26 protein-coding genes are annotated in these 24,471 nt (G+C 67.1%); 11 read left to right on the top strand and 15 right to left on the bottom strand.

Translation table 11 applies throughout. The features are described 5' to 3' along the window. Genes ACJH6J_RS01900 through ACJH6J_RS01885 form a run of 4 tightly spaced genes read left to right on the top strand, consistent with a single transcriptional unit; the run spans nucleotide 1 to nucleotide 4,332 of the window. The gene (locus ACJH6J_RS01900; RefSeq protein ID WP_406803431.1) at nucleotides 1–1,338 is read left to right on the top strand and encodes a glutamine synthetase family protein; all 1,338 of its coding nucleotides are present in this window, start codon (nucleotides 1–3) and stop codon (nucleotides 1,336–1,338) included. Continuing rightward, nucleotides 1,335–2,372: an LLM class flavin-dependent oxidoreductase gene (locus tag ACJH6J_RS01895; RefSeq protein ID WP_406803430.1), complete on the top strand. Its 1,038-nt coding sequence runs from the start codon at nucleotides 1,335–1,337 to the stop codon at nucleotides 2,370–2,372. Before ACJH6J_RS01900 ends, ACJH6J_RS01895 begins: the two co-directional genes overlap by 4 nt. A gap of 17 nt (nucleotides 2,373–2,389) precedes the next feature. Continuing rightward, nucleotides 2,390–3,589 carry an acyl-CoA dehydrogenase family protein gene (locus tag ACJH6J_RS01890; RefSeq protein ID WP_406803429.1) on the top strand — a complete coding sequence of 400 codons (1,200 nt, stop codon included), beginning with the start codon at nucleotides 2,390–2,392 and terminating at the stop codon, nucleotides 3,587–3,589. 26 nt (nucleotides 3,590–3,615) lie between these two features. Continuing rightward, nucleotides 3,616–4,332, top strand: a complete 717-nt coding sequence (locus ACJH6J_RS01885; RefSeq protein WP_406803428.1) for a gamma-glutamyl-gamma-aminobutyrate hydrolase family protein — start codon at nucleotides 3,616–3,618, stop codon at nucleotides 4,330–4,332. On the opposite strand, the gene ACJH6J_RS01880 is transcribed toward ACJH6J_RS01885, so the two are convergent. After that, complete coding sequence (locus ACJH6J_RS01880) at nucleotides 4,318–5,016, bottom strand: ArsR/SmtB family transcription factor (RefSeq protein WP_406803427.1); 699 nt, start codon at nucleotides 5,014–5,016, stop codon at nucleotides 4,318–4,320. The two genes, ACJH6J_RS01885 and ACJH6J_RS01880, sit on opposite strands and share 15 nt — an antisense overlap. A gap of 64 nt (nucleotides 5,017–5,080) precedes the next feature. Here ACJH6J_RS01880 and ACJH6J_RS01875 point away from each other — a divergent pair, with 64 nt between their 5' ends. Further along, on the top strand, nucleotides 5,081–5,827 hold the full coding sequence (locus ACJH6J_RS01875; RefSeq protein WP_406803426.1) for an isocitrate lyase/phosphoenolpyruvate mutase family protein: 747 nt from the start codon (nucleotides 5,081–5,083) through the stop codon (nucleotides 5,825–5,827). Here the strand turns inward: ACJH6J_RS01875 and ACJH6J_RS01870 are convergent, their stop codons facing one another. From ACJH6J_RS01870 to ACJH6J_RS01840, 7 genes are all read right to left on the bottom strand, one after another. Beyond that, nucleotides 5,828–6,265 carry a M15 family metallopeptidase gene (locus tag ACJH6J_RS01870; RefSeq protein WP_244872723.1) on the bottom strand — a complete coding sequence of 146 codons (438 nt, stop codon included), beginning with the start codon at nucleotides 6,263–6,265 and terminating at the stop codon, nucleotides 5,828–5,830. Nucleotides 6,266–6,335: 70 nt separating this feature from the next. Next, nucleotides 6,336–7,538: an adenosylmethionine decarboxylase gene (gene speD / locus ACJH6J_RS01865; RefSeq protein ID WP_318985786.1), complete on the bottom strand. Its 1,203-nt coding sequence runs from the start codon at nucleotides 7,536–7,538 to the stop codon at nucleotides 6,336–6,338. Continuing rightward, nucleotides 7,519–8,610 (bottom strand): type III PLP-dependent enzyme, encoded by a 1,092-nt coding sequence (locus ACJH6J_RS01860; protein WP_406803425.1) that lies wholly within the window; start codon nucleotides 8,608–8,610, stop codon nucleotides 7,519–7,521. Before ACJH6J_RS01860 ends, speD begins: the two co-directional genes overlap by 20 nt. A gap of 57 nt (nucleotides 8,611–8,667) precedes the next feature. Then, complete coding sequence (locus tag ACJH6J_RS01855; RefSeq protein WP_318985784.1) at nucleotides 8,668–9,306, bottom strand: DUF1345 domain-containing protein; 639 nt, start codon at nucleotides 9,304–9,306, stop codon at nucleotides 8,668–8,670. Nucleotides 9,307–9,312: 6 nt separating this feature from the next. Then, on the bottom strand, nucleotides 9,313–10,773 hold the full coding sequence (locus tag ACJH6J_RS01850) for a serine hydrolase domain-containing protein (RefSeq protein ID WP_406803501.1): 1,461 nt from the start codon (nucleotides 10,771–10,773) through the stop codon (nucleotides 9,313–9,315). A gap of 52 nt (nucleotides 10,774–10,825) precedes the next feature. Then, nucleotides 10,826–12,208: an amino acid permease gene (locus ACJH6J_RS01845; protein WP_244872724.1), complete on the bottom strand. Its 1,383-nt coding sequence runs from the start codon at nucleotides 12,206–12,208 to the stop codon at nucleotides 10,826–10,828. Between the two features lie 48 nt (nucleotides 12,209–12,256). Beyond that, complete coding sequence (locus ACJH6J_RS01840) at nucleotides 12,257–13,051, bottom strand: SMP-30/gluconolactonase/LRE family protein (protein WP_244872725.1); 795 nt, start codon at nucleotides 13,049–13,051, stop codon at nucleotides 12,257–12,259. A 141-nt stretch (nucleotides 13,052–13,192) separates the two neighbouring features. Between ACJH6J_RS01840 and ACJH6J_RS01835 the strand changes: the two genes are divergently transcribed. Continuing rightward, on the top strand, nucleotides 13,193–13,729 hold the full coding sequence (locus ACJH6J_RS01835; RefSeq protein ID WP_212807713.1) for a DinB family protein: 537 nt from the start codon (nucleotides 13,193–13,195) through the stop codon (nucleotides 13,727–13,729). A 52-nt stretch (nucleotides 13,730–13,781) separates the two neighbouring features. After that, on the top strand, nucleotides 13,782–14,408 hold the full coding sequence (locus ACJH6J_RS01830; protein ID WP_212807712.1) for a TetR/AcrR family transcriptional regulator: 627 nt from the start codon (nucleotides 13,782–13,784) through the stop codon (nucleotides 14,406–14,408). A 59-nt stretch (nucleotides 14,409–14,467) separates the two neighbouring features. Here the strand turns inward: ACJH6J_RS01830 and ACJH6J_RS01825 are convergent, their stop codons facing one another. Further along, complete coding sequence (locus tag ACJH6J_RS01825) at nucleotides 14,468–14,935, bottom strand: SRPBCC family protein (protein WP_212807711.1); 468 nt, start codon at nucleotides 14,933–14,935, stop codon at nucleotides 14,468–14,470. 99 nt (nucleotides 14,936–15,034) lie between these two features. Between ACJH6J_RS01825 and ACJH6J_RS01820 the strand changes: the two genes are divergently transcribed. After that, nucleotides 15,035–15,637, top strand: coding sequence for a TetR/AcrR family transcriptional regulator (locus ACJH6J_RS01820; protein ID WP_212807710.1), 603 nt, complete (start codon nucleotides 15,035–15,037; stop codon nucleotides 15,635–15,637). Between the two features lie 83 nt (nucleotides 15,638–15,720). Continuing rightward, a complete protein-coding gene (locus ACJH6J_RS01815; RefSeq protein WP_212807709.1) occupies nucleotides 15,721–15,996 on the top strand; it encodes a hypothetical protein in 276 nt (91 codons plus the stop codon). Between the two features lie 18 nt (nucleotides 15,997–16,014). Here ACJH6J_RS01815 and ACJH6J_RS01810 read toward each other — a convergent pair whose 3' ends face one another. Beyond that, nucleotides 16,015–17,841: a DUF222 domain-containing protein gene (locus ACJH6J_RS01810; RefSeq protein WP_406803424.1), complete on the bottom strand. Its 1,827-nt coding sequence runs from the start codon at nucleotides 17,839–17,841 to the stop codon at nucleotides 16,015–16,017. A gap of 248 nt (nucleotides 17,842–18,089) precedes the next feature. Between ACJH6J_RS01810 and ACJH6J_RS01805 the strand changes: the two genes are divergently transcribed. After that, nucleotides 18,090–19,460, top strand: a complete 1,371-nt coding sequence (locus ACJH6J_RS01805; RefSeq protein ID WP_346415337.1) for an NAD(P)/FAD-dependent oxidoreductase — start codon at nucleotides 18,090–18,092, stop codon at nucleotides 19,458–19,460. Here ACJH6J_RS01805 and ACJH6J_RS01800 read toward each other — a convergent pair. The 3 genes from ACJH6J_RS01800 to ACJH6J_RS01790 are packed head-to-tail and all read right to left on the bottom strand — an operon-like array spanning nucleotide 19,457 to nucleotide 22,003. After that, nucleotides 19,457–20,821, bottom strand: coding sequence for an AarF/ABC1/UbiB kinase family protein (locus tag ACJH6J_RS01800; RefSeq protein ID WP_346415336.1), 1,365 nt, complete (start codon nucleotides 20,819–20,821; stop codon nucleotides 19,457–19,459). The two genes, ACJH6J_RS01805 and ACJH6J_RS01800, sit on opposite strands and share 4 nt — an antisense overlap. 50 nt (nucleotides 20,822–20,871) lie before the next feature. Continuing rightward, nucleotides 20,872–21,768, bottom strand: a complete 897-nt coding sequence (locus tag ACJH6J_RS01795; RefSeq protein ID WP_346415335.1) for a hypothetical protein — start codon at nucleotides 21,766–21,768, stop codon at nucleotides 20,872–20,874. Nucleotides 21,769–21,772: 4 nt separating this feature from the next. Then, a complete protein-coding gene (locus ACJH6J_RS01790; RefSeq protein WP_346415334.1) occupies nucleotides 21,773–22,003 on the bottom strand; it encodes a hypothetical protein in 231 nt (76 codons plus the stop codon). 135 nt (nucleotides 22,004–22,138) lie between these two features. On the opposite strand from ACJH6J_RS01790, the gene ACJH6J_RS01785 reads away from it, so the two are divergent. Continuing rightward, nucleotides 22,139–22,762: a TetR family transcriptional regulator gene (locus ACJH6J_RS01785; protein ID WP_029104817.1), complete on the top strand. Its 624-nt coding sequence runs from the start codon at nucleotides 22,139–22,141 to the stop codon at nucleotides 22,760–22,762. Nucleotides 22,763–22,769: 7 nt separating this feature from the next. Here the strand turns inward: ACJH6J_RS01785 and ACJH6J_RS01780 are convergent, their stop codons facing one another. Further along, nucleotides 22,770–23,333 (bottom strand): peroxiredoxin-like family protein, encoded by a 564-nt coding sequence (locus tag ACJH6J_RS01780; RefSeq protein WP_346415333.1) that lies wholly within the window; start codon nucleotides 23,331–23,333, stop codon nucleotides 22,770–22,772. Continuing rightward, a complete protein-coding gene (locus tag ACJH6J_RS01775) occupies nucleotides 23,330–24,430 on the bottom strand; it encodes an oxygenase MpaB family protein (RefSeq protein ID WP_346415332.1) in 1,101 nt (366 codons plus the stop codon). The genes ACJH6J_RS01780 and ACJH6J_RS01775 overlap by 4 nt, the downstream gene beginning before the upstream one ends. Between the last annotated feature and the right edge of the window lie 41 nt (nucleotides 24,431–24,471).

Raw genomic sequence — 24,471 nt, 5'->3', positions numbered from 1 at the left:
ATGTCGTTGACCGCGGCCGCCGCAATTGACGAGCGGCACCGGAGCGTTGTCGACCTGCTGGACTCCGGCGTCATCACGGAGGTCGAGGTGGCGTGGAGTGACCAGTTCGGCCACGCCTTGGGCAAGCGGGTGCCTGTCGAGCAATTTCGCTCTCGGGCTGGAACTTCCGGGTTCGGCTTCTGCGACGGAGCGCTCGCGTGGAACTCCAACGCGCGGGTGATCGAGAGCCTTCGGTCGACCAACTGGAACACGGGCTACCCCGACGCTTTTGCCGTACCCGACCTGAGCACCTTCCGTGAGTTGCCGTGGCGATCGGGCGTCGGGCACGTCATCTCCGACATCGTCGGTCACGACCGCACGCCGTCACCGCTCGATCCCCGTGCGGTCTTGCGGCGCGTCATCCAGCGGCTGGAGAACCTGGGGTACACCGTGAAGGTCGGCGCCGAGTTCGAGTTCTACCTGCTCAATGCCGACGGGTCGATCTTCCAGGACGACGTACATGCCTACTCGCTGCAGAATGCCAACACGCTCGAACCGGTGCTCAGCGAGCTCTATTCGGTGTTGCGCGAGTTCACTTCCCTGGAGGGCCTGCTGACCGAATACGGTCCGGGACAGGTCGAGGCCAATCTGGTCTACAGCGACGCGCTCGATGCCGCCGACAACAGCGCCCGGTTGAAGTACGCCGTCAAGGAGATCGCCCGGCGCAACGGCAAGTTGGCGACGTTCATGCCCAAGCCGTTCTCGGAGCACTCCGGAAGTTCTGCGCACCTGCACATTTCGCTGTGGCGCGACGGTGAGCCGGTTCTGGCCGGGGCCGACGGGACCGAGAGTCAGGTCGGTCTGCACGCGATCGCCGGCCTGCTCGAACACCTGCCGTCGATCACGCTGTTCGGCGCGCACTCGGTCAACGCGTACCGCAGGTACGTCCCCGGATCGTTCGCCCCGGCGACCTTGACGTGGAGCCGGGACAACCGGACGTCCGCCGTCCGGTCGCTGCTGGAGTCGACGCCCGAGGCGACGCGAATCGAACTGCGCACCGGGGCATCCGACGCAAACCCTTACTGGCTCATCGCATCTGCCCTGGCCGCCGTCGTGGCCGGCCTGGAAGCCCGACGCAATCCGTCAGAGCCGCAGACCGGCAATCTCTACGACGTCGGGGTGCGGCTACCGGAATCGCTCAGCGTCGCGATCGCGCTGGCGCGCAGCGATGACGCCATCGTCGACATCCTGGGCGCGGACTCCGTGCATGACTTCGCCGAGATCGCCCAGAGCGAGTGGGACGAGTACTCCAGTGCTGTCACCGACTGGGAATTCCGGCGTTACCTGGAGAATTCATGACCACGACATTGACCGCGCCGCGCTTCGGGGTGTGGGCACCCGTCTACGGAACCTGGGGCGCCAGAACGCATCCCGTCGAGGTGCCCGATGCCAGCTACCGCCGGACACGCGATCTCATCGTGCGCGCCGAAGAGCTGGGCTTCGATTCCACGCTGGTCGCCCAGCACGTCCTGCATCCGGGTGGCGCCGAACACGACGTACTGGAAACCTGGTCAACGCTGGCCGGCCTGGCGGAGGCCACCAGCCGCGTCGAGTTGATCGGCGCGATCAAGCCGCTGCTGTTCAATCCGCTGGTCTTCGCGAAAACCGTTGCCAATATTGAACAGATCGCTTCCGACCGGGTGGCGATCAACCTCGTCAGCGGCTGGTTCCTTCCGGAGCTGGAGGCGATCGGCCTCGGCGACGTCACGCACGGTGACCGATACGAGTACTCCCGGGAGTGGCTCGACCTCGTCGGTCGGCTGTGGCGCGGCGACGCCATCGAGTCCGGGCTGGACGGGGCCGTCGCGGCCGGTGCGCAGTTGCGGCCGGCGCTCGAGCGGACGCCGCGCGTCTACCTCGGCGGGGAGTCCGAAGCGGCGCGCGCCCTGGCGGCAGCGCAGGCCGACGTGTTCTTCCTCAACGGGCGGCCGCCGCAGGATGCCGCCGAGATCATCGACGACATGCGGCGTCGTGAGCGGAATAAGCCGGAGCCCTTGCAGTTCGGGCTGTCGGCGTTCGTCATCGCCCGTGAGTCGGAGGAAGAGGCGCAGCACGAATTCGAATACCTGCAGGGCCTCGTCGACGGTTCGGGACAGCGGGACCGCACGGTGGGAGCCGACCCCGCCACCGCGATGTTCAAGGTGCACGAGGGTGTCGCGCGCGTGGGCACCAACGGCGGCACCCTGGCCGGCCTCATCGGTAGTTACGAGCAAGTGGCCGACCGGATCACGACATTCGCGAGCCTCGGGATCGACCTGTTCATGCTGCAGTTCCAGCCGCTGGAAACCGAGATGGAGCGCTTCGCGGCCCACATCCTGCCCCTGTTCCGCTGAGTTGAGAAGGAAATCCCATGACCATCACGGCATTGGCCGCAGGGTCGGTCGCGGACCGGCGGGCGTCGCTGGCGCCGGTCGTCGAGAGGCTCGGCGCGGACGACGCCCAGCATGAGCTGACCCGAACCTTGCACCATGAGGCGATTCGCGCGATCGCCGACACCGGCGTCCTCGCACTCCGGATCCCTCAGGAATACGGCGGCCCAGGCGGTTCCATCGTCGATGTCATCGAGACCGTCATCGACATCGCGCAGGCCAGCTCCAACGTGGCCCAGGCGCTGCGCGCCCATTTCGGATTCGTCGAGCGGCTCCTGGGTAACCGCGGCGACGACGCCCTGCGGGCCCGCTGGTTCCCCGATGTGCTCAGCGGAAAGATTGTCGGCAACGCGATCACCGAAGCCGTGGGTGCGTCCCCGGCGGCCATCGGCACCACGTTGCGTTCGACGGGTGACGGCCGATACCGGTTGGACGGCAAGAAGTTCTACTCGACCGGCACCCTCTACGCCGACCTTATCGCCGTGTCGGCCGAACGCGAGGACGGCCGCGAAGTACACGTGATCATTCCGGCCGATCGCCAAGGCGTGACGTTGTTCGACGACTGGGACGGCTTCGGGCAGCGGCTGACCGCCAGCGGTGCAACGATTTTCGAGTCGGTGGTGGTCCACGAGGACGAGGTGTCGCTGGTGCCTGCGGACCACCGGCTCGCACACAGCCAGACGTTCCTGCAGCTGTACCTCACGGCGGTGGCAGTGGGAATTGCCAAGGGCGCCTTGCGTGACGCCGTTTGGTTCGTCCAGAACAAGGCACGTCCCGCCGCCCACGGGCTGACCACCTCGGCCACCCAGGACCCGTTCATCCTGCAGGCGGTCGGGGAGATCGCGGCCTGGACGTCGACCGCCACCGCGGTCACCCTCGGCGCCGCGGCGGCGCTGGATCGGGTGGTGGACTCCGGCCAGATCGACGACCAACAGGCCATCGGTGCTGCCGCGATCGAGGCGGCGAAGGCCCAGCTCGTCGCGGAGCGGCTCACCCTCGATGCCGCGCAGCGACTGTTCGACACCGGTGGCGCATCGGCCACAGCTCGTACACTGAATCTCGACCGACATTGGCGCAACGCGCGAACCATCGCCAGCCACAACCCGCTGGCGTACAAAGCTTGGGCGACGGGGGATTTCGTCGTCAACGGCGCGCTGCCGCCCAACTCCGGATACTTCTGAACCGCGATGAGAGGACAGACCCGATAGTGGCCGCACCCGTTGTCGTCGTACCGCGCCGGTTCTCGGTCGGTGACGATCCGCGCGTCATCGCGGCGAATGAACTCTTCGAGCGGATCGTCGAGCTGGTCGAAGCGGCCGGCCTGACACCGCTGGTCGTCGACGATCCGTTCGTGGCGCTGTCCGACGTCGGTGGACTCGTGCTGCCCGGCGGCGGAGACCTCAACCCGCGGCGCTTCGGGCAGGTCGCAACCGCGGCGGTGTACGACGTCAATGACGAACAGGACGAACTCGACTTCACGCTGGCGGCACGAGCAGCGGAAGCCGGCTTGCCCGTGCTCGGCATCTGCCGGGGCGCGCAGGTGCTGAACGTACTTCGCGGCGGGGACCTCCACATCGACCTGGTGCCGGGCGAAGTCCCGCACCGGAGCGCGACGGCCGGAGAGCTGTTCGGCCGGCATCCGGTTGCCCTGGCAGCAGCTAGCCGAGTTCGTGCCGCACACGAGTCCGACCAGATCATCGTCGGTTCGGCCCACCACCAGGGCATCGCGTCACTGGGGGCCGGGCTGGTGGCCACCGGCCACGCGGCCGACGGCCTGATCGAGGCGTTCGAGGCCGTCGACGGTTGGGTGCTTGCGGTGCAATGGCATCCGGAGGCGCCGGGTACGTCGGAGTCGGTTCAGCGCGCACCGTTTGCCGCGCTCGCCCAGGCCATCGAAATCGACGAACGCCTAGCCCGCCGCTGAAAACTGCGTCGCCGCCGCAATTCCGAGCAGTCGCTCGAGGCCCGCGCTACCCGCCGGTGTCACGACGACTGCCCGGCTGCTGCCGATGCGCCGTACCCAGCCCTGTGTGAACATCGCGGTCGCGATGTGCGCGCCCGCCGCGCCCGCCAGGTGTCTGCGTCGCTCGGTCCAGTCGAGGCACGCGCGCGTCGCGGCCCGGCGCCCCGGTTCGAACGGAGAGCCCAGCGCATCTGTCAGCCATTGGCGCCCATCGGTGGTGAGGGCCAACGACTCGTCGAGCAATCCCCGTCGGAGCAACGCCTCGGTGATGGTCACCCCCAGCCTCCCGGCGAAGTGGTCGTAGCAGGTCCGTCCGCGTGCGAGGGCACTGTTGATCACCGCTTCGCGCATGCCGCGTGGCGGTGTGGACGGCTGCTCACCCAGCACCGCGAGTGACTCGAGCACCTCGGCGACGCCGGCGTCCACCAGCTCGACGTAGCGATGGCGCCCTTGCCGGCGTTCGCTGACCAGACCCACCGTCACCAATCGGTTGAGGTGCTCGGTGGCGGTCGAGGGTGCGACACCGGCGTGTGCAGCCAATTCCTTTGCCGTCCAGGCCCGCCCGTCCATGAGCGCGATAAGCATGCGGGCGCGCGTACTGTCGGCCATCGCGGACGCGACGGCGGCGAGGCATTCGGCTGTCATAGACCCAGTGTGCGACGGTGACAATTCGGTGGCCACCGAACGATCCGGCGGCCACGATGTACGCATGGACACGTTCACCCGTCTGCACCACGGCGACGAACCGCTCCTCCTACCCAACGCCTGGGACTTCGCCTCCGCCGCAGCGTTTGTCCGCGCCGGTTTCCGCGCGGTCGGGACAACGAGTCTCGGCGTCGCCGCCTCATCCGGACTGCCTGATGCCGCCGGCGCCACCGGGGCGGAAACTCTCGCTCTGGCACGGACATTGGCTCGGCTGCCGGTTCCGGTGACGGTCGACATCGAGGCGGGTTTCGGGATGGACCCGGCAGCTCTGGCCGCGGAGCTGCACGCCATCGGTATCGCCGGGGTCAACATCGAGGACGGCCGCGGCGATCACCTCGCGGCGCTCGACGAGCAGTGCGCGCTGATCGCGGCGTTCAAGGCTGCCGCGCCGGACGTGTTCGTCAACGCCCGCGTCGACACCTATTGGCTGCATCTGCCCACGGCTGACACCACCCGACGCGCATCGGCGTACGTCGACGCCGGCGCGGACGGCGTCTTCGTACCCGGCCTGCGCGACGAGCGCGTGATCGAGCAGCTCGTCGCCGAGCTCGGAGATATTCCACTCAACCTGCTCGCCCAGTTGCCGTTCCGCCGGCTCGGCGAACTCGGCGTCCGTCGCGTGAGCACCGGGTCACTGCCGTTCCGCGTCGCCATCACGCAAGCTGCCGCGGCGGCGACGGCATACGCTACGGGCGCGCCGACTCCCGCCGCGATGTCCTATGACGACGCGCAGGCGCTCTCGCTCAGCTGATCAACTGGCGGCGTTGGGCAGCAACGGCGGGCATGCCCCCTGGGCATCGGTGGCGAGCTCGAAGTGCCAGAGTTCGTTGGCGTAGATCTGGCACAGACCGAAGCGTGCACCGTTGGCGATCAGCCACCTGTCGGCGCTCTGGCCGCCGATGTCGACCGCCTGACCGCTGACATGCTTGGACTGCTGTGGCGTCTGAACGTATTGCCGCGCCGCGTTGTAACTGCCGTAGGTCTGGATCGCGTCGTCGAGCAGTTGTTGCTGGAACTCGGGAGTGCGCCAGCCGGAGGTGACCGTCATGGGGATGCCCTCGGCCGCGGCTGCGGTCGCCGCCTGCTGGATGGCGGCCAACAACGCCGGGTCAAGGTGCCCGACGGTGGGGTTGGAGACGTCGAACGGGCTCGCCGCATCGGCGGACGCGGTAGCCATCGGTCCGAGCATTGTGAGCGCACCTGCCAAGGCCAAGGCGGTACCGACGAGTCGCATGGGCACCGACCCTACTCGGCGTCGGCTACCGACTCTTCTCCCGCAGGGACATCGGCGGCGTCGTCGCTGCCGCCAACGCCGCGGCGTCGATCGTCTGACATCGATATGGCAGCGCCTCCAGCCGAGCCGTCATCGTGGCGAGCGGATCCTCCACGACGCCGGTGGTACCGGACAGGAACGCCCACTCGTGTTCGTCACTGCCGAAATAGACCACGGTGCCGAAGGTTTCGCCGAAACGCTCCCATGACCGGAGCAGCGTCTCGTTGCGCCATAGCGTGGGGCAGCCGGCCTGGCCGGTGACGACGGTGCCGATGTCACCACACAGCTTCATGTACTCGGCGCCGTAGAGGCGGTTGTGCTGGGCGGCCTCAGCGCGTTCGTCGGGGAGATCTATGACGACGACGTCATACCTGGGTCCGGAGTAATCTGCCACAAACTCGTATCCATCGGTGTAGTGCACTGTGACGGGGCCGAGTCCGGCTTCGGCCCTTGCCAATTCATCGGGCGTGTAGCCGTAGGGCAGGTGTTCGGCGCAGAGCCGGACGGCCTCGCGGTCGATGTCGACGTGGTCGACGTGCGTGGCCCCGGCGGCGACAGCCATCTGGCTGGCCACACCTTCGCCGGAACCGATGATCAGCACCCGGTCGACGGTCTCGGCCAGCAGCAGCGCCGGCACCATCAGTGCCTCGTGATAGACGAGCTGGCTGAATTCGGTGCTCTGCCGGTCCGAGTCGCTGAACAGTGAGATGCCCTGCTCCGTCCGGCCGATCACCAGATGCTGAAATTCGGTGTGGACATCGCACAGCACATCGGTGAGCTGCCAGGTGCGGGTGATGCCGGGTGCCATCGGCTCGACGATCTGCCGTCCCGCTCCGCGAAACACCGTGTGGATGTGGGCATCTGCCGCACCCACGGCCTGTCGCAGCAACCGGACGGCCTCCTCGGCGTCGGCCGATTCACCGCAGGTGAAGACGTCGACGAACATCGCGCCGCGTTCGGGATAGCTGTGGATCGAGGCGTGTGATTCGGCGAGCAACGCCAACACCGTCACGCCGTGTGGCTCGAAGCGCTTGTCCACCATGTCGCACACCGTGGCTCCGGCCCGCTCGACGGAGGTGCGCAGCAGGTGGCGCAGCCGCACGCGATCGTTGGCCAGGTCGCGGTCGACGCCGGTGAATTCGGCCAGCACGTGACAGCCCGCAAAGCTGCTACCCGGTTGTGACTGCATCTGTGACCTCCACGAATTGCGTTGCCAGCGGGACAAATCCATTGAACGACGAGGCGTAGCTCGTCGTATACGCGCCCGCCGCATCGATCTCGACGAGGTCACCCGGGCGTAGCGTCACCGGCAGCGGATACCGCCGGTACAGCACGTCGTCGCCGTCGCACGTCGGGCCGGCGACCACGGCGTTGTCGACGGGATCACTGTCGCGGTTCGTGCGCAGCCGGTACCGGATGTATTCGTTCTCGGTCTCGGCCAGGCCGCCGTAGCGCCCGATGTCGAGGTACACCCAGCGGCGGCCGTCGGTGCCGGTCCGCACCGACACGACTTCGGACGAGAGCGTGCCGGCCGAACCGACCACCGCGCGCCCGGGTTCGATGACGACGTGGGGTAGCGCCGGGAAGTGCCGTCCGAGGGCGTCGGCGATGGCGCCACCCACGATCGCGACGCCGGGTACGGGTGCGTCGTACGAGATCGGGATGCCGCCGCCCAGGTTGAGTGTCGTCAGGCCGGGTACGGCCTCGAAAATGTCACGCGCGCATCGGATGCCGATCTCCCACGCGTCCGCATCGAGCTGCTGCGAGCCGACGTGGAAAGCCACCCCGTCCGCTCGGAGTCCCGACCGGGCAGCCTGTCTCAACAACCCGGCCGCATCGGCGGGCGCGCAGCCGAACTTGTGCCCGAACGGCGTCACCGACGACGGAAACGTCGGCGCAATGCGACATTCGACGCTCGAGCCCGGCGCGTTCTCGGCGATCGCCGCCAGGCCGGCCGCGGTGTCGAAGGTGAACCGCCGGACGCCCCGCGCAAACGCGTGCGCAATCTCGGCCGGCTTCTTGAGCGGGTTGCCGAACGTCATCAGGGCGCCGTCGATGCCCGCCGCCGCGCACAGGTCGACCTCACCGACGGACGCGACGTCAAAGGCGCAGTCGAGGCCTGCCAGGAGCCGCAGGATGGGCTCGGCCGGGTTGGCTTTCACCGCGTACCGGATTTCGGCCGCGGGCAGGGCGCCGCGTAACGCCGCAACGTTCCTGCGCACCGTTGCGAGGTCGATCGTCAGGTAGGGCCTACCGGGCACACGCGGCAGAGTACTGAACCAATCCGTCCGTCGCGCGCTGATCGGCGAGCGAAGCAATCAGCCGACGAGGTTGATGACGAGGTTGATCGTGCACGCGATGATCACGGTGCCGTAGATGTAGCTGAAGAGGCAGTGCCGGAGTACTTCGGCCCGGATCTGAGAGCTGGTGACGTCGGTGTCGGAGACCTGGTAGGTCATCCCGAGGTTGAACGAGAAGTAGAAGAAGTCGCTGTACTGCGGATCGACATCGGGACTGTTGAAGTCGATTCCGCCGGGTTCGTCGTCGTAGTAGATGCGCGCATAGCGCGCCGTGTACATGGTGTGGAGCAGCGCCCACGTCGCGAGGATCGCGGCCAGCGACATGCCTGCGTACGACGCCTTGTCCGCGTCGTTCGCGGACAGCAGCAGGATTCCGATGGAGGTCAGGCTGGCCGTGAGGATGAGGAACAGGACCAGATCGCCGATCTCGTCGTCGACGTCGGCTTCACCCGCGTGCTCCTTCGTCTGCTCGGGGCCCATCCGCCACAGCGCCACGAGCGCCCATGAGACGTAGCTCGCCGCGGTGACGATGACGACCGCCAGCAGTCCGACGGGCCAACGCTGCAACAGCAGCCCGGTGGCCAGGCCGACGCCGAGGCCCGCCGTCAAGCTGATCCAGAATCTGTTCGCGCCGGAGAGTGAGGTCACCCCATGCATTCTCCGTCAGCTCCCGTAGAGGCGTAGCGCCCGTGCGGCTTCCGTGGCGATCTCACCGCTGAGCCTCGCAATGGGTGGCCCGCCGCGTTGATGGATCACGTTGGCCAGCACCGCGACGTAGGTGTCCGACTCAGCGTCGATCCAGAGGCTGACGCCGGTGAAGCCGGTGTGCCCGAAGCTGCCGACGGGAAGGACCATGCCGCGGGGTCGGGAATGTTCGGTGTCGATGTCCCAGCCGAAGCTCCGGAGTTCTTGTCCCGGGATCGCTGGATAGTCCGGGGCCAGCAGCGGATCTGTTGTGTTGGGCCGGTTTTCGACGGCCGCTCGGCTGGCGGCATTCGCCGCGGGCACCTGCCCGGCGTTGTGCCCCGGTTGTTGCGGCGTCGCCATCAATTCCGCGGTGCTCCGCCCCAGCGGGAACGGGCTCGGACGTCCGGCGAGCCGGTCGATCAGCGCCTGCGCGTAGCGGCCGATGTCCGAAACCGTCGAGAACACTCCTGCGCTCCCGCCGGTGCCGCCCATGCGCCTTGCCGTCGGGTCGTGCACCGTGCCGCGGATCAAGTGGTCGAAGTCGGGGTTGATGCCGGGAGTGTCGTCATCGTGGGAGGTCGGTGCGACGCGCTCCAGCAGGGCGGTACTCCAGGTTCCGGGCGGGCACGGTCCAGCCGGTACGCCTTCGAAAACGATTGCCGTGCCTCGAATCTGGTGCGGGCCGCAGGCCTTGGTGGCGGGCAGATACCGAGTATCGACAAGGTCCATCGGCGCAAAGACGTTGTCCTGTACATAGTTGTCCAGAGACTCGCCGGTGATCTTCTCGATCAGGGCGCCGAGGATGATGAAGTTGAGGTCGGAGTAGTGGAATCCCTCGCCGGGACCGAACTCCAGAGGCGCGGTGAGCGCACGACGAATGCCTTCGGCCTTGTCGGCGCTTGTCAGCCCCCACGGGCCTTGATGGCTGAGGTCGCCGCCCGTACCGGACGTGTGCGTCAGCATCATCCGCACCGTCACCTGGGCGCGGCGTGGGTCGTTGGTCGGATTGAATTCCGGAAAGTACGTCTGGATGGGCTCGTCGACCGCGACCAGGCCCTTTTCGTACAGCTGCAGGAAGGCGACAGTCGTCGCGATGCTCTTCGACAGCGACGCGAGGTCGAATATGGTGTCGTCGGTCATCGGTTCCGCCGGCGCCGCAGATCCGTCCAGCGCGGGTTCGTCAGCGAGCCTGCGGGCGCCGTAGGCCTGCCGGAACACGACCTTGCCGGCATGCCCGATCTCGATCACCGCGCCGGGCAACCGATGCGCGGCGAGCGCGTCGTTCACCAGGCGGGACACCGCGGCGAACGGGCCGGCCGGGACGACGCTCGGCACCGGCGTGGCGGCCGCAGTTGTCGTGGCCGGCGGCCGAGCAGTCGGCGGCGACGTGACGGCCGGCGGCGGCGTCGGGTGTCCGCACGCCGCGAGGGCGAGCATCACCGCGCATACCCGTGCTACGCGCGACCCCGACACCCTCACCGCTTCGACGTTAGCGCCTCACTCTGTTCAGCAGGGATCCGACGATGAGCAGACCGCAGAACCACAGTGGCAGAGCGATCGCGCCGGCACGGGACGCTGGATCCTGGGTCATCAGGATGTAGATCAGCGCGAAGTACCCGAGGCACAGGTAATTGGTGAGCGGTGACAGCGGTGTCTTGAAGACACCGGCGCCCTCCCGCGACCGAAATCGCAGGTGGCTCAGCGCGATGATGCTCCACGTGATCAGCTCGGCCCCGACCACGACGGGAATCAGCAGCACGAGCGCCTTCCCGGGGAGCACGACATTCAGCAGCACCGCCACGGCGACGAACCCGGAGTTGAGCAGCAGTGCACGGACGGGGACGCCGCGGGCGTTGGTGTGGGCGAGGAACCGTGGCGCCTGGCCGCTGGCGGCGAGGTCATACAGGACGCGCGCGTTGCTGTAGGTCATCACGTTCGCCACCGACAGCGCGGCGGTCAGAACGACGATGTTGAGCAGCGTTGCGGCGCCGCCGATCCCGAGGCCGACGAGCATCAACACGAACGGGCTGCCCTCCGTGCCCACCTTGTCCCACGGCCAGATGATCAGCATGACGCCGATGGCGCCCACGTAGAAGACCAGGATTCGCAGCAGCACCTGATTGATGGCGCGGGGGATGTTGCGGGCGGGCTCCTCGACCTCACCGGCGGCGGTGCCGAGCGACTCGATGCCGCCGAAAGAAAAGGTGATCGCGACCAGCGAGATCATGAAGGCGCCGAGCCCCTTGGGGGCGAAACCGCCATGCGCCCAGAGGTTCTGCAGGCCGTGCACGTTGTAATCGCCGGCGCCGAAGATGATCGCGATGCCGATGACGATCATGGCGACGACGGCGGTCACCTTGATCAGCGTGAAGTAGAACTCGAATTCGCCGAACGCCTTGACGTTGAAGGTGTTCGCGGCGGTGATGAGCACCAGGCACACCGCGGTGGTGATCCAGCGGGGCATGTCCGGGAACCAGAAGGCCATGAACTCCGAAGCTGCCGTCAACTCCACCATGCAGACGACGACACAGACGTACCACCAGTTCCAGCCGGCGATGAAACCCGCTGGTTTGCCGAGATATTCGCGGGCGTAGGCCGACCACGACCCCGCGACCGGATGTGCGACGGCCATCTCGCCGAGCATCCGCATCACGCCGTAGAGGACGATGCCGGCGATCGCATAGCCGAGCAGAACGATCGGTCCGGCGGTCTGCACGGATGTGCCCGAGATGAGGAACAGGCCCGTCCCGATGGCGGAGCCGAGCGAGATCATCTGCAGATGACGGTTCTTCAGGTCGCGGTGCATCGGCGCGTCAGCCGGGGCGGTGGTCTCGGCACGGGGCCCGTCAGCGGGACGGGTGCTCGGAGCCATCGGGGTGCCTTCCATTCGGTGTATCGCGTGCGGGTGAGGGGGGTGGGACTACGTCGGTGCGGCGGGTACGTCGACGCGGGTCTGCAACACCCGCCCGGCCGACTCGCCGCGCATCAGACCGTCATGCGTGGTGTCGTCGACAACCAGGTACAGCGTGTGCCCATCGGCGCCACCGAGGGCGGGTGCGACGGCCCAGCCGTGGCCGATCGGGATCCGATGCGTCACGGCGCCGCCGGCGATGACGCGCAGGAACTCGCCGGTGTCGTAACAGCCGACCCACACGCCGCCCTCGCTGTCGACGCACAGGCCGTCGGGGTGGCTGCCGGCGCCGAGGTCGGCGAACACCGTGGGGAAGCCGAGACTGCCGTCGGGTGCAGTTGTAAAGGCAAGCAGGCGTGACCCGTTCGTCTCGCTGACGACGAGGGTCCCGTCGGGCAGAAAGCCGAGGCCGTTGGGCACGGCGAGGCCGGTTGCGACAATGCGGACGCCACCTGCCTGGTCCACCAGGCCGATCTCGCCGACGAGTGCATCGCGGGTCTGTTTGTACAGGTCGACGTAAGCGCGGCCGTCGGGGGCGACGACGAGGTCGTTGGTCGACCAGGCCAAATCGCTGACATCGAACGTCGAAGTGGTGTTTCCGTGGGCGTCGACGTGGTGGATCGTGGCCTCGAAGAGCGTGGACACCACGAGCGTTCCGTCGGGAAGCCAGCCGAGGCCGGAGGCGCGCGGCACCTCGGCCTCGACGGAGAGGTCACCCGTTTCGCCCACCGAGTACACCCGGCCGGCCGGTCCGTCGCTGAACCACAGGCGGTCGTTGCGCCATCGCGGTCCTTCGCCGTACACGAACCCGTCGATGAACGGCTCAACAGCTGTTGACGTCGTCGTCGGACCATTCCCTTCGCTCGATGAGTGCGTAGAGGCTATCCCGTGCTGGTCGAGGACCGATCCGAATCACCGCACCGGACCGGGTGCGACACTGGTCGCGTGACGACTTCAGAGCCCATCGAGCCCGACGCCAAGGACTGGACGTGGGTGCTGACACGCGCCTGCCCTGAATGCGGCTTCGATGCGTCGTCCGTCCAACCCTCGGATGTCGCCGGCCGGATCCGCGACGATGCCGCAGACTGGGTGCACCGCCTGGCCGGCTCCGGAGTGAAGTCGCGACCGCGGCCCGACGTCTGGTCGACGCTCGAATACGGATGCCACATCCGTGACGTGCACCGAATCTTCGACCACCGCGTCCGACTGATGCTGACCGAGGAGGATCCGCGGTTCCCCAACTGGGACCAGGACGAGACGGCCATCGCCGACGACTACGGTTCGCAGGACCCCGCCGTGGTCGCCACCGAGCTTTTCGACGCCGCGAACATCGTCGCGGACACCTATGCGAATGTGCCGGCGGAATCTTGGAAACGTCGCGGATTACGCAGCAATGGAAGCGAATTCACCATCGCGACCATTTCGCTCTACCACCTGCACGACATCGTCCACCACGCGCACGACGTCGCCCCACGCGGGTGATAGACGTACGTTTGCGACATCTCATGAATCAACTGAACCGAAGGGGCCAAGGGTGTCGGTTTCCGGAACGCAGCGCGTATACGGGGGCGTCACCGGCGAGGAGCGCATCGCCCAGCGGCGCCGGAAGCTGATCGAGGCCGGGACGAGCTTGTTTGGCTCTCCCGGTTCAGGTTCGGTCCGCGTCAAAGACGTGGTGGCCGAGGCCGGTCTGACAGAGCGCTATTTCTACGAGAGCTTCACCGATCTGAGTGCATTGTTCGGTGTGGTGTTCGATGCGGCTGCCGATGCGATCGATGCGCGGGTGAACGCCGCCATGGTCGATGCGCCGGTCGACAGCTTTGCCCGCGTGTCGATCGCCCTGCGCGCAACCGTCGACGTGTTGTCCGACGATCCACGGATGATCCGCATTCTGTTCGTTGAAAGTCTGGGCTCGGGCGGTCGTGCGGGTGTTCACCGCAATGAAGTACTCGCCCGCACCGCCGGCAGTTTCTTGAAATGGTCCACGCCAGAAGCCTCATCGTTCGAAAGCAGTGCCGCCGATACCCGGATGAAGGCATTCGCCATGTCGGGCGCCGCTGCGGAACTGCTGATCTCTTGGGCGGATGGACATCTCGAGGCCACGCCGGCTGAACTGGCCGACTTTCTGGCCGGGCTGTACTGGCGCATGAATCTGCCCTGACCGACACAGCCATAACCAAACAGATTGCGCTGCAGGGGAAACTGCCGTGGCCGCGGCGCCTACTCTGCCGCGGCTTTGATCGCCTGCAGGGTCTGGCGCATCCCCTCGCGCATGGATGCGGTGAAGACGTCCTGCCCGCCCATGTAATTGTCAATGACGTGGACCGTCCCGTCGGGGCTGCCGTCGGGGCTCTCACGCCGCTGGGTGAGCTTGGTCCCGCCCGATGTGGGCTCCAGGCGCAGGGACCAGATGGCCCAGTTCTCCTTGATCCGGAACGCGATTTCGCGGCCGTTGTCCAACCGGATGATGGTGCCGTGCGTCTTCCATTGGAAGGTGCCGTTGTTGTTCAGGTTGGTGAACTCGACACCGTCCGCGACCTGCTCGGCGCCGCCGCGCAACCGGGTCGATTCGACCTGTGGGCTCCACTCGGCCATCCGGCGGACGTCGCCGACCAGCGTCCACACCGTCTCGGGCGCGGCCGCGATCTCGATGCTCTCCTCGAGTATCGGCTGCGGATTCGAAGGCATGTCGTCACTCCCGTCGCGAAATTGAACGTCCGATCGGACGCTTTTCGGAGCGTAACGATCAAAGAGATTTACGTCCAGTTGCACGTATAAAATGCGGAGGTGGCAACCGACGATCAGTTGGATGGGCGACGCATCCGTGGCGACGCGACCAGACGGAAGGTCGCCTACGAGGCGGCGATGATCGCGACGACCCACGGGCTCGACTCGATCACGGTCGGCGCGCTGGCCACGGCGACCGGGGTCAGCAAGAGCGGAATCCTCACCGTGTTCGGGAATCGGGAGGCGATCCAGGTCGCCGCGGTGGCGGAGGCGCGAAACATCTATCGCGAGACGATCATCGCGAAGGCGCTCGAGGCGGCCCCCGGCGCGCCGCGGCTGCGTGCGCTGATCGACGCGTGGGTCGACTACCTGACCGCCGGCGTGTTCCGCGGTGGTTGTTTCATGGCGGCGACCACCGCCGAATACGGCCGTCGCGACGGTCCGGTCGCGGACGGGGTCAGGAAGCTCAAGCGTGGCTGGCTGAAGCTGCTGGAAACCGAGCTGGCTGTCGCGGGCTCGTCGGCACCGGCAGACGACGCGTTCAAGATCGACGCGTTTCTCACTGCCGGCAACGACCGAAGGGAACTGTTCGCCGACGACGCCGAGCTGATGCGCGCCAGAGACCTCGCGATGGGTGTCGTCGGCCAACTCGCGGGCGCCTAGCGGCGATCAGCCGATTCCCGGTCCTTGTGTGGCTTTGCCGGCGTAGCTTCGGTTGCATCTGACGATGCGAACTGGGGGTTGCCATGGCGTTGAGAACCTATGGCGTGCTGGCGGCGGGAGCGGGTGCGGTTGCTGTCGCGCTACTGGGCGCGAACCCGCCGGCCGATGCCGCACTGGCGATCCAGCCGTTCCCGGCATGTTTCCCGTGGGAATGGAACTGTGGGCCCGGCGGCTTCTCGACCCCGGCCGACGACGGGATCCCGGGCGACAATGCCGCAGAAGGTGGCATCCCGGCCCCCGCGGTCGTGCCGAACGTCGACGGTTCACTCAGCCCGCCGGGCATGCCGGGCGACGTATAGCCCGTACTAACGCTGCACTCACAGTGGCGGTGGGATGTCTTGTTGCTCTGCTGATTCTGCGGCCGCCGCGGCTTCTGCAGCTTCTGCGGCTTCGCGTTCTTGGCGTTCTTTGCGTCGGCGGGCGAAGGCTTCTTGTGCGGCTTCGCGCTCGTCGATATCGGCTTGGTTGCGGGCGCGTTCGTAGGCGATCTGCTGGGCCTGGTTCTGGGTGCGGGTGCGGCGCCGGATGGGCATCATGACGCCCCGGCCGGGAGCCGCGGTGGTGTCCAGATCGGTGTCCTGTGGTGGTGGGTTCGGCAGTGGGGTGTCGGTGACCGTGCGGGGAAACAGGATTCGACTTTCGGGCACGCTGATGTAGGTGTGGCCGGTGGGTGCGGTCCACACAATCGTCCCGTCGGGCTGTTGACGGTCCTGCCACCCGTCAGGGCCGCCGTAGAAGGTTTTGAGTAGGTGGTGTTTGCGGCATTTCGGGCTGAGGTTGCCCGGATGTGTCGGCCCGATCGGCCACGGAATGGTGTGGTCGATATCGGAGGTGGTGGCGGGCTGATCGCAGCCCGGGAACATGCACGTCATGGCCCGCACCCGGACGAATTCATCCATCGCCGCCGACGGCCGGTAGCGCGGCACTTGGTCAAGATCGGTGGCTGAGGCGACCGTGCGGACTTTCGCGCCGCGGGCCACCAGATCGGCGAGCACCGCCGGGGGCACCACGCCGCCGCCGAGGACATAACCGACGGGTGTGCGCACCGGCGCAGGGGGTTTGGTGGAAGTCGGGATCGGCGGGTGCGCCGCATGGGCTTCAGGGGTGGGCGGGGTGTCGCCGGCCGGTTCGTCCCCAGCAGGGGTCGGGTTTTCGGCGGGCCGCGAATCGGCCGCCGGTGCAGGCGCGGGCTCGGGCTCAGGTTCAGCTGTGAAGAAATGCTCGGGCTCGGGCTCGGGTGTGAACACCGGCTCAGGTGCAGGCTGGTTTGGCGCCGGGGTCGGGGGCGCGGCCGGGTCCCCACTGAGCAGCGGGTCCGCCACCGGCGCCGGCAGCTGATCGGTGAGCACATGAATCATCACCGCCGCCGCCCGCGCATCAGGCCCAGCCGCCGGGCAATCCGGATTGCCGCACTGGCACACCAACCGATCCCCACGAGCCGCCAACACCCCCAACGCGTCAGCCCGCCGCTGCCCGAACGTCCGCGGATCGTCCTCACACACCTGCCGCGCCATCTCGTCCAGCACCCGATCCAACAACTCCGCATCGGTGGCCAACAGCGCACCCCAGATCGACGCCACCCCGGTCTCATCATCGGGCTTGCCCACCCCGACCCCACGCCGGCGCGCAGCCGAACGCACCTTCAAAACGGCGGCGGGGTCGAACTTCTGCACCCAACCGTCGATCTTGCGTTCAATCTTCTTGCGCGACAACCCCGCCCACTCCGACAGCGCCCCCGCCAATGCAACATCGATCACCGCCAGCGTATTGGGATCCTCCACCAGACGGGTGCGCCAACAGATCGTCCCGACCGTCCGCGCCGACACCCCACCATCGGCGAACACCGCCGCCACCTTTGGTAGCCGGAAGCGCAACGCGACCGCAATCGACAACTGCCCCGACGCTTCACGCTTCCCGATCCCCAGCGCCGCACCCACCTCGGCGACCGCAGCATCCCAGCCATCACAGGCCCACCACTGCCGGCCATCTTCGTCATCGACACGCAACGCCACCAGATCGGCAATCGCCCGGAACTTCCCGCACTCAGCGACATTCGACACCCGCGCGAAATGCACCACCGCATCGACCACGGAGGCATCGTGAACCAGCACACCGCCGGCCCCGATCCCTACGTGTTCGAACATATGTGCGATTATGCCAGACGGGTCCGACGCGTGCCACCGCATTTCTGCTGGGAGGCCGAGGCTATCGGCGCCGGACCAAATCCGCATTTACGCGCGCGCATATTTTGTGCGAATCCGGATTCGGCACCACGGTGGCCGGCGTACCTTGAGCTCAGCCCACCCTCGCCGTCGATGAGCTGGCCTGGCCACCGCACCTGATCGCAGGCGTGTGGAACGAGAACGGAACTTCGGAAGCGAAGGGGCGCCTCATGTCGGCCGATGTCGACTTTTGTGTTGTGGGAGCGGGTTTCGCAGGATTGACCGCCGCCCTGCGGCTGAAACAGGCGGGCCGTTCGGTGGCCCTGCTCGAGGCGCGGGACCGGGTCGGGGGCCGTACTTTCACCGAGGTCCTTCCCGACGGGACGTGGATCGACCGCGGTGGCGCATGGGTCGGTCCGGGGCAGGACCGCATCAAGGCCCTGATGGCCGAATACGGTGTGGCCGAATACAAGGAGTACGTCGACGGCGACGCCATGATGATCGTCGACGGCAAGAAGCACCGGTACTCCGGCACCATCCCGTGGGCGATGAGCCCGTGGGCCATCGCCAATCTCGGCGCCGGCCTCCTCGAGATCGGCCAGATGTGCAAGACCATCCCGTTCGACGCCCCGTGGCAGGCCAAGAAGGCCGCCGAGTGGGACCGAATCACGTTGGGGGAGTGGCTGCATCGCAACATCCGCTCGCATCAGGCACGCGAGATGCTCGACATGGCCATGGCCGGGGTGTACACCTCGGCCGCATCGGAGACATCACTGTTGTGGGCGTTGCATCAGATGGGGTCCGGTGGTGGACCCGTGTTCGTCATCTCCAACGCCGGCGGCGCGCAGGACGCCCGGGTGCGCGGCGGCATGGGCGCGATCTACGGCCAGATGGCCGCCGAACTCGGTGACGCGCTGCATCTTTCGTGCCCGGTGGACCTCATCGCGCAGGACGACGACGGGGTCACCGTCCACGCCGAGCGGCTGACGGTCCGGGCCCGGCACGCGATCGTCGCCGTACCCTTGGCCGTCGCCTCCCAAATCGATTACGAGCCAGGGCTTCCCGTCGACCGGATGTTCCTGCATCGGCGCATGCCGAGCGGCGCCGTCTACAAGATCTCGATCGTCTACGAGACGGCGTTTTGGCGTGCGGACGGCCTGTGCGGACAATCGGCCGCACCGGGCAGTCCGGCCACGCTGACCATCGACGCCTGCACCGACACCGGCACGCCGGGCATCATGTGCGTCATCACCGAAGGCCCGGCCGCGCGCGCGCTCGGGCTGCTCGATGCGGCGGAACGCAAGGCCGTCGTCGTCAACGAACTGGTCGACCGGTTCGGGGCGAAGGCGGCGTCGCCGGTGAGCTACCACGAGCAGAACTGGACGGTCGAGCGCTACTCCGGCGGCGGCATGATCAGTCACGCACCGCCCGGCGTGCTCACCGAGTTCGGCCACGCGCTGCGGACCCCGTGCGGGCGGATCCATTGGGCCGGAACGGAAAGTTCGGCCATCATGTGCGGCTGGATCGACGGTGCGGTGCGCTCTGGGGAGCGGGCGGCCGCCGAGGTGCTGGCCGCGGACAGCGTGGCCGTCGTGGGTTAACGGCTCGCTCGCCAGCGCGCGATCTCGCGGCCGATCTCGGTCTCCGCGGGTCGGCCGAAGAACCATTCCTGGCCGATGCGGTACCAGTTGTTGGTGCTCTGCAGATGTCCCAGTGTGCCGAAGGTGAGGAAGTCGGCGCGCCGGGAGAAGACATGCTCGGGCGGCAGCATCTGCCGCTTCATCCCCGCGAACTCGGTCTGCCGCGGATCGATGGCCGAGACGACGGCGCCAGTGGCCAGCTCAGGCGTGATGGTGAGGTCCTCGTCGATCATGTGCCATTCGCTCGCGGCCCAGATGTACTCCAGGCAATCCTGGGCTGTCACACCGGATTCCGTGTCCACGATGCCGCGGCCCAGCATCAGGCGGTACAGGTCGTCGGCACGGCCTTCGATCGCGGCGTGGAAGCAATCGAGCTCGAATGCCACGTTCGCGGGGTCCATCCGGTTGTACAGCCCGAAGTCGACGAAGCCGACGCGACCGTCGGTGGCCAGCATGATGTTGCCGGGGTGGGGATCACCGCAGAATTCGTGGTTGGTGAAGAGCGAGCCGATATAGAAGCGGTAGACCAGTTCTCCGATGCGATTGCGGTCGGTCGCCGGCAGCGTGCGCATGTGTTCGAAGCCTGCGGCATCGAGGTATTCGGTGACCAGCACCCGCGGTGTGCAGAACTCGACGACGCTGTCGGGGACGACGATGAACGGATGTCCCCGGTACTGTTCGGCCACCAAGTGCTGCGTCTCGGCCTCGCGCAGGTAGTCGAGCTCGCTCTCGAAGTTCCGGGTGATCTCGTCGAGCATGGCGGTGTTCGCCGACGGCCACAGCCGCCAGAGCTTCATCAACAGCGCGAGATTGCGCATGTCGGCCTGGATGGCCCGATCCACGCCCGGATACTGAACCTTGACGGCGACGTCGCGACCGTCACGCAACCGGGCTCGGTACACCTGGCCGATTGATGCTGCGGCCGTGGGGGATTCGTCGAAATCGGCGAAGACGTCCGACAGGGGACCGAGGTCGGTTTCCATGACCTCGCGCATGGCGCTGAACGGCGCCTGCGGCGCCTGATCCCGCAGCGCGGCGAGCTTTTCCCGGAACTGTTCGCGGTGCGATTCGGGCACCAGATCCAATTCGATCACCGACAGCATCTGGCCGAGCTTCATCGCGGCGCCCTTCATGGAGCCCAGCACCGTCACGAGATTCTCGGCCATTTGGATGGTGGCACGCTCGGCCAGCAGTTCCTTGGCGCGTTCCGACCGGCCGACCATCGACAGGCGGGTGCGGCCGCCGCGCACGGCTTGCTTCGCGGCGAGGGCGCCCAGCTTGCCGCCCCGCGCAAGACGTCCCTCAGGCAGTCGGCGTGCCACGCTGCCTCCCACGGAATCGGTGCAACGACGCCATCAACGTACCGGCCCGATTACGCAGGTGTCTCGTGTGTCCAGGACTCAGTTTCGCGGGCGATCCGTTGCCAGGCTTCGAGGCTCGCGAGGCGCGTGCGGGCCTCGCCGTCCAGGACAGCCGAGATCTCGATGACCTCGGCGACGACGCCTTCAGTCTGGGCGACCTCGAGTACGTGCACCACGACGGCGACGTCCGGATGGCCGAGCAGTTCGGTGACCGCGGGGCGCGCGAGCTCGGGGTCGATCCGGTTCAGCAGCGACAGCAGCGCTGCCAGCACCTCCGGCTTGCCGGTGGCGGCAGCCCGGGCCATGCGCAACGACCGGTCTGGTCCGGCAGCGCGCATGATGTCGTTCATGACGTGCGTGTCCGACACCAGCACGCCGGTCAGGATGATGCCCTCGTCATCGTCGATGGCCCGCTCGAACGCCACGATGAGTTCGTCGGTGGCGAATTCGACGAACCGCGATGCGGTCAGGTAGTCGCGGCGCCGCAGCAGTTCCATCGCCGCCGGGATCAGCAGCTTGGCGGGCAGTCGCGGGGCGAAGTGCGGGATGACCCGAGGGTCGACGTATGGCGCCGCGTCGGCGAGGTAGCTCGGTTTGAGCCCGGACAGTACGCCGATGGCGCGGTCTCCGTGCGCCAGTCCCACTGCGCCCCCGACGCGCCCCGCGACTTCCGGAGGTACCGCGCGGTGAGCGACGGTGACCACCAAGGCATTTGGGATCAGCGGCGCGAGCTTGCCGACGCGTGCGAAGGCCTCGGCCTGTTCGTCGAACAGCGCGTCGGACAGTGCGCTGCGCAGGGCTTTGAGGTCGTCGGCACCGAGTCGTTCGAGGCGGGCAAGGTCGGCGGCATCGGTCTGCAGCAGCGCGGCCAGCAGCGACAATTGTGCGCGGGTCAGGATGTCGGCCATCACGTCACCGTCCGAACAGGATCTTGCGGGCGGCGGGCCGGATCAGCCGGGGCAGGACTTTGAGCCCGTCGTCGAGTGAGTCGTTCAGGCTGCGCTGGTGTGCCACCTTCGCCTTCCTGAGCAGACCGAGCAGCTGGGCTGATTCCTCGGGGGTGAGCTTCTCGAGTACTTCCCGCGGTTGTCCGAGCTCGTCGAGCAACGGGTTGTCGGTACCCGGGGTAGCGGCTTTGTCCATCCTAAATAACTACCACATTCGGATGGCATAGCTATCTGAAGGCACGCCGAGGACTGGAAAAGGGCCCTTAAGCTGGCCTGTTATCTGGATAGCGATAGTATCGAGGCTCGTCGTGCGGAGGATGTGGAGGACGTGGTGGCGGCTCGGAAGGTGCTGACGCGGGCGGAGAGCCAAGCGCAGACGCGGCAGGAATTGCTGGACGCCGCGGAGCAACTTTTCTATGCCAACGGGTACCACGCCACGTCGCTGGCGGCCATCGCGGCAGAGGCGGGACGCACCATCGGTGCCGTCTACAGCAACTTCGAGGGCAAAGAAGCGCTGTGCCTCGAGGTCATCCGCAACCGCTCCATGGCCGAACTCAATCAACTGCTCGGGCCGCTCGTGGCAGCCGGCGTATCCACCGACGACCGGCTGGCGGCCCTGGCGAGCTGGTGGGCCCGCATCGGCGCGGAGCCCAACCTCGTCGTGCTGACCGCTGAATACGTCACCAGCACCTTCCATAACCCCGAGCAGCTCGCCAAGGCGCGTGAAGCACTGGAACGGTTCAAGGAATCGACGCGGGTGCTGCTCGAAGACGCCGTGCCGGAAGGGGTTCCGGCTGACCACCCGCTCATGGACGACGCCATCGAAGTGGCGGTGGCGACCGGCGCGGGCATCGCCATGGCCCAGGCGCTGGGCACGATCGACGCCGAGCGGGGCGCGGCGCTGATGGTCGCCAACATGCGGTTGTGGTTCGACGCGCTGGTCGTCGGCAAGTAGTGCCGAGTCAGTCCGTCCCCGCGGTCACCCGTTGTGCCACAACGGCGCGGAGCGCTGCGACGACGTCGGCCCCGGCCGCGAGGTCCGCGGCGTACCGCGCGCGGTGTTCCCACGCGACCCGCCGTCCGCCTCGTTCGACGACGAACACGCCACCGAGCCGGCGCGGATCGCCGGTGCGCTGATAGGGGTAGATCCCGGCCCGGACGAAATCGATGAAGGCGCTCACATTCCGGATCGGGTTCAACCATCGCCGCCGGGCGGCCAATCCCATTGTGCGGTACAGGGTGTGGTCCTGGGTGGCCATGACGGGAGTGCGGGAACCGGCCCGCTTCCGGAAGGTGAAGCCCTGGATCGATGTACCGATGCCGATCAGGATCACCTGGGCGCCAAGCGCTTCCACTTCATCGAAGTGCGCGGTCAACTCTCTGGCCTGGGCCAGGCCGAAGGCGCTGCCGAACTGCGGCAGGAACACCAGCGCCACCGGCCCGTCGCGCCAGAAGTCCTGAAACTCGTGCAGGTGGTGCCGATCATCCAGCACACGCTCATTGCTGATGACATCGACCCGGCTCAACTGACCGCTCCCACAGCGTCATTCGTGCGGTCGGCCGAATCCGTCGGCGCGAACGGGCACATCGTGCCGCGCTTGCCGTGCTGCAGTGTCAGGCCGGGGTCGTGCGTCATCTCGACGAAGCCGGTGCTGTCGGCATGGCGGATCACGTTGTGCAGATGGCCCCACATTTCGGGGCCGAAGTATGGGATGAAGACGCGGTCGAAGACCGGGTTCTCCAGAGCCTTGACGGTCGCCTTGACCAGTAGTGCGCCCAGCCGTGGCCGCAGCCGGTAGTCATCGAGGCCGCAGATCTGCCGGACGTACGGCGTCAGGAGCGGGATGGCGGCCCAGATCGCCACGCGCATGAGACTTCCGATGACGAGGTTCGGGTTCAGTGGGGTCACCGGGGGGTGGGTCATGAAGTCGGTGAGTTCCTGCGCCGGGCGGGTGAATGCCATGAGCTCCTGCTCGGCCCGCTGCACCCAGGCTTCGACATCCTCGGGGGTGTCCGGCAGCTCGCCTGCCGGCATTCCCATGAGCTGACACACCTTGACCTGCTCGCGGTAGAACTGGCGCTCCTCTTCGTCGGTCGCATTCGGGTCGCCGAAGGCCTTGTACGCGCGCCACAGGTGTGGCCAGCCCACGACGTAGGTGAATTTGAGGGTCTCGACGTGGTTGGCCTGGAACAGCTCGCCGGTCGCGGGTACCTCGCCGGTGATGTGAGAGTGCTTGCGGAACAGGTCAACTCCGACTTTTTCGGCGCTGGCGGTGTCGCCCGCGACGGCGCCGGCGAAGAAGTGCAGGCTGCGCCGGATACGGCCGATCGTGTCGTAGTAGTACGTCGTGTGGTGGCCGACGCCGTACGCCCCGTCGGGGTCCAGCACCGAGATGAAAAGCCCGGACAGAGCGCCCATTCCGGCAACCATGACGTTCTCGTAGACCTTCCAGCTGATCGACTCGGGCCCGAAGTAGCCGTTGTCGATCCGCGGGGCTTCCGCTATCGCCAGGGCCTTCTTGCCGTTCTTGCCGTGCAGCTTGAGCAGGAAGTCGTACCGGCGGTCGATTCTCCGGCGTTCGGCTTTGGGCATCGCGACGTCCTGCAGGCGGACGGACTTCATGGGCTCCTCCGGTACCAGTTGAGATAGCAACATTATTCCAA

It is taken from the genome of Mycobacterium sp. SMC-18 (assembly GCF_045310895.1).
GTDB lineage: Bacteria > Actinomycetota > Actinomycetes > Mycobacteriales > Mycobacteriaceae > Mycobacterium.
Note: the sequence above shows the minus strand (reverse complement) of the source record. Positions and strands in the feature narration are given on the sequence as shown.

Excerpts from the sequence above, each read along its gene's own strand:
- ACJH6J_RS01900 (WP_406803431.1), top strand. The coding sequence starts at position 1 with ATGTCGTTGACCGCGGCCGCCGCAATTGACGAGCGGCACCGGAGCGTT.
- ACJH6J_RS01895 (WP_406803430.1), top strand. The coding sequence starts at position 1,335 with ATGACCACGACATTGACCGCGCCGCGCTTCGGGGTGTGGGCACCCGTC.
- ACJH6J_RS01890 (WP_406803429.1), top strand. The coding sequence starts at position 2,390 with ATGACCATCACGGCATTGGCCGCAGGGTCGGTCGCGGACCGGCGGGCG.
- ACJH6J_RS01880 (WP_406803427.1), bottom strand. The coding sequence starts at position 5,016 with ATGACAGCCGAATGCCTCGCCGCCGTCGCGTCCGCGATGGCCGACAGT.
- ACJH6J_RS01875 (WP_406803426.1), top strand. The coding sequence starts at position 5,081 with ATGGACACGTTCACCCGTCTGCACCACGGCGACGAACCGCTCCTCCTA.
- ACJH6J_RS01870 (WP_244872723.1), bottom strand. The coding sequence starts at position 6,265 with ATGCTCGGACCGATGGCTACCGCGTCCGCCGATGCGGCGAGCCCGTTC.
- speD (WP_318985786.1), bottom strand. The coding sequence starts at position 7,538 with ATGCAGTCACAACCGGGTAGCAGCTTTGCGGGCTGTCACGTGCTGGCC.
- ACJH6J_RS01855 (WP_318985784.1), bottom strand. The coding sequence starts at position 9,306 with ATGCATGGGGTGACCTCACTCTCCGGCGCGAACAGATTCTGGATCAGC.
- ACJH6J_RS01850 (WP_406803501.1), bottom strand. The coding sequence starts at position 10,773 with ATGCTCGCCCTCGCGGCGTGCGGACACCCGACGCCGCCGCCGGCCGTC.
- ACJH6J_RS01845 (WP_244872724.1), bottom strand. The coding sequence starts at position 12,208 with ATGGCTCCGAGCACCCGTCCCGCTGACGGGCCCCGTGCCGAGACCACC.
- ACJH6J_RS01825 (WP_212807711.1), bottom strand. The coding sequence starts at position 14,935 with ATGCCTTCGAATCCGCAGCCGATACTCGAGGAGAGCATCGAGATCGCG.
- ACJH6J_RS01815 (WP_212807709.1), top strand. The coding sequence starts at position 15,721 with ATGGCGTTGAGAACCTATGGCGTGCTGGCGGCGGGAGCGGGTGCGGTT.
- ACJH6J_RS01810 (WP_406803424.1), bottom strand. The coding sequence starts at position 17,841 with ATGTTCGAACACGTAGGGATCGGGGCCGGCGGTGTGCTGGTTCACGAT.
- ACJH6J_RS01805 (WP_346415337.1), top strand. The coding sequence starts at position 18,090 with ATGTCGGCCGATGTCGACTTTTGTGTTGTGGGAGCGGGTTTCGCAGGA.
- ACJH6J_RS01795 (WP_346415335.1), bottom strand. The coding sequence starts at position 21,768 with ATGGCCGACATCCTGACCCGCGCACAATTGTCGCTGCTGGCCGCGCTG.
- ACJH6J_RS01790 (WP_346415334.1), bottom strand. The coding sequence starts at position 22,003 with ATGGACAAAGCCGCTACCCCGGGTACCGACAACCCGTTGCTCGACGAG.
- ACJH6J_RS01775 (WP_346415332.1), bottom strand. The coding sequence starts at position 24,430 with ATGAAGTCCGTCCGCCTGCAGGACGTCGCGATGCCCAAAGCCGAACGC.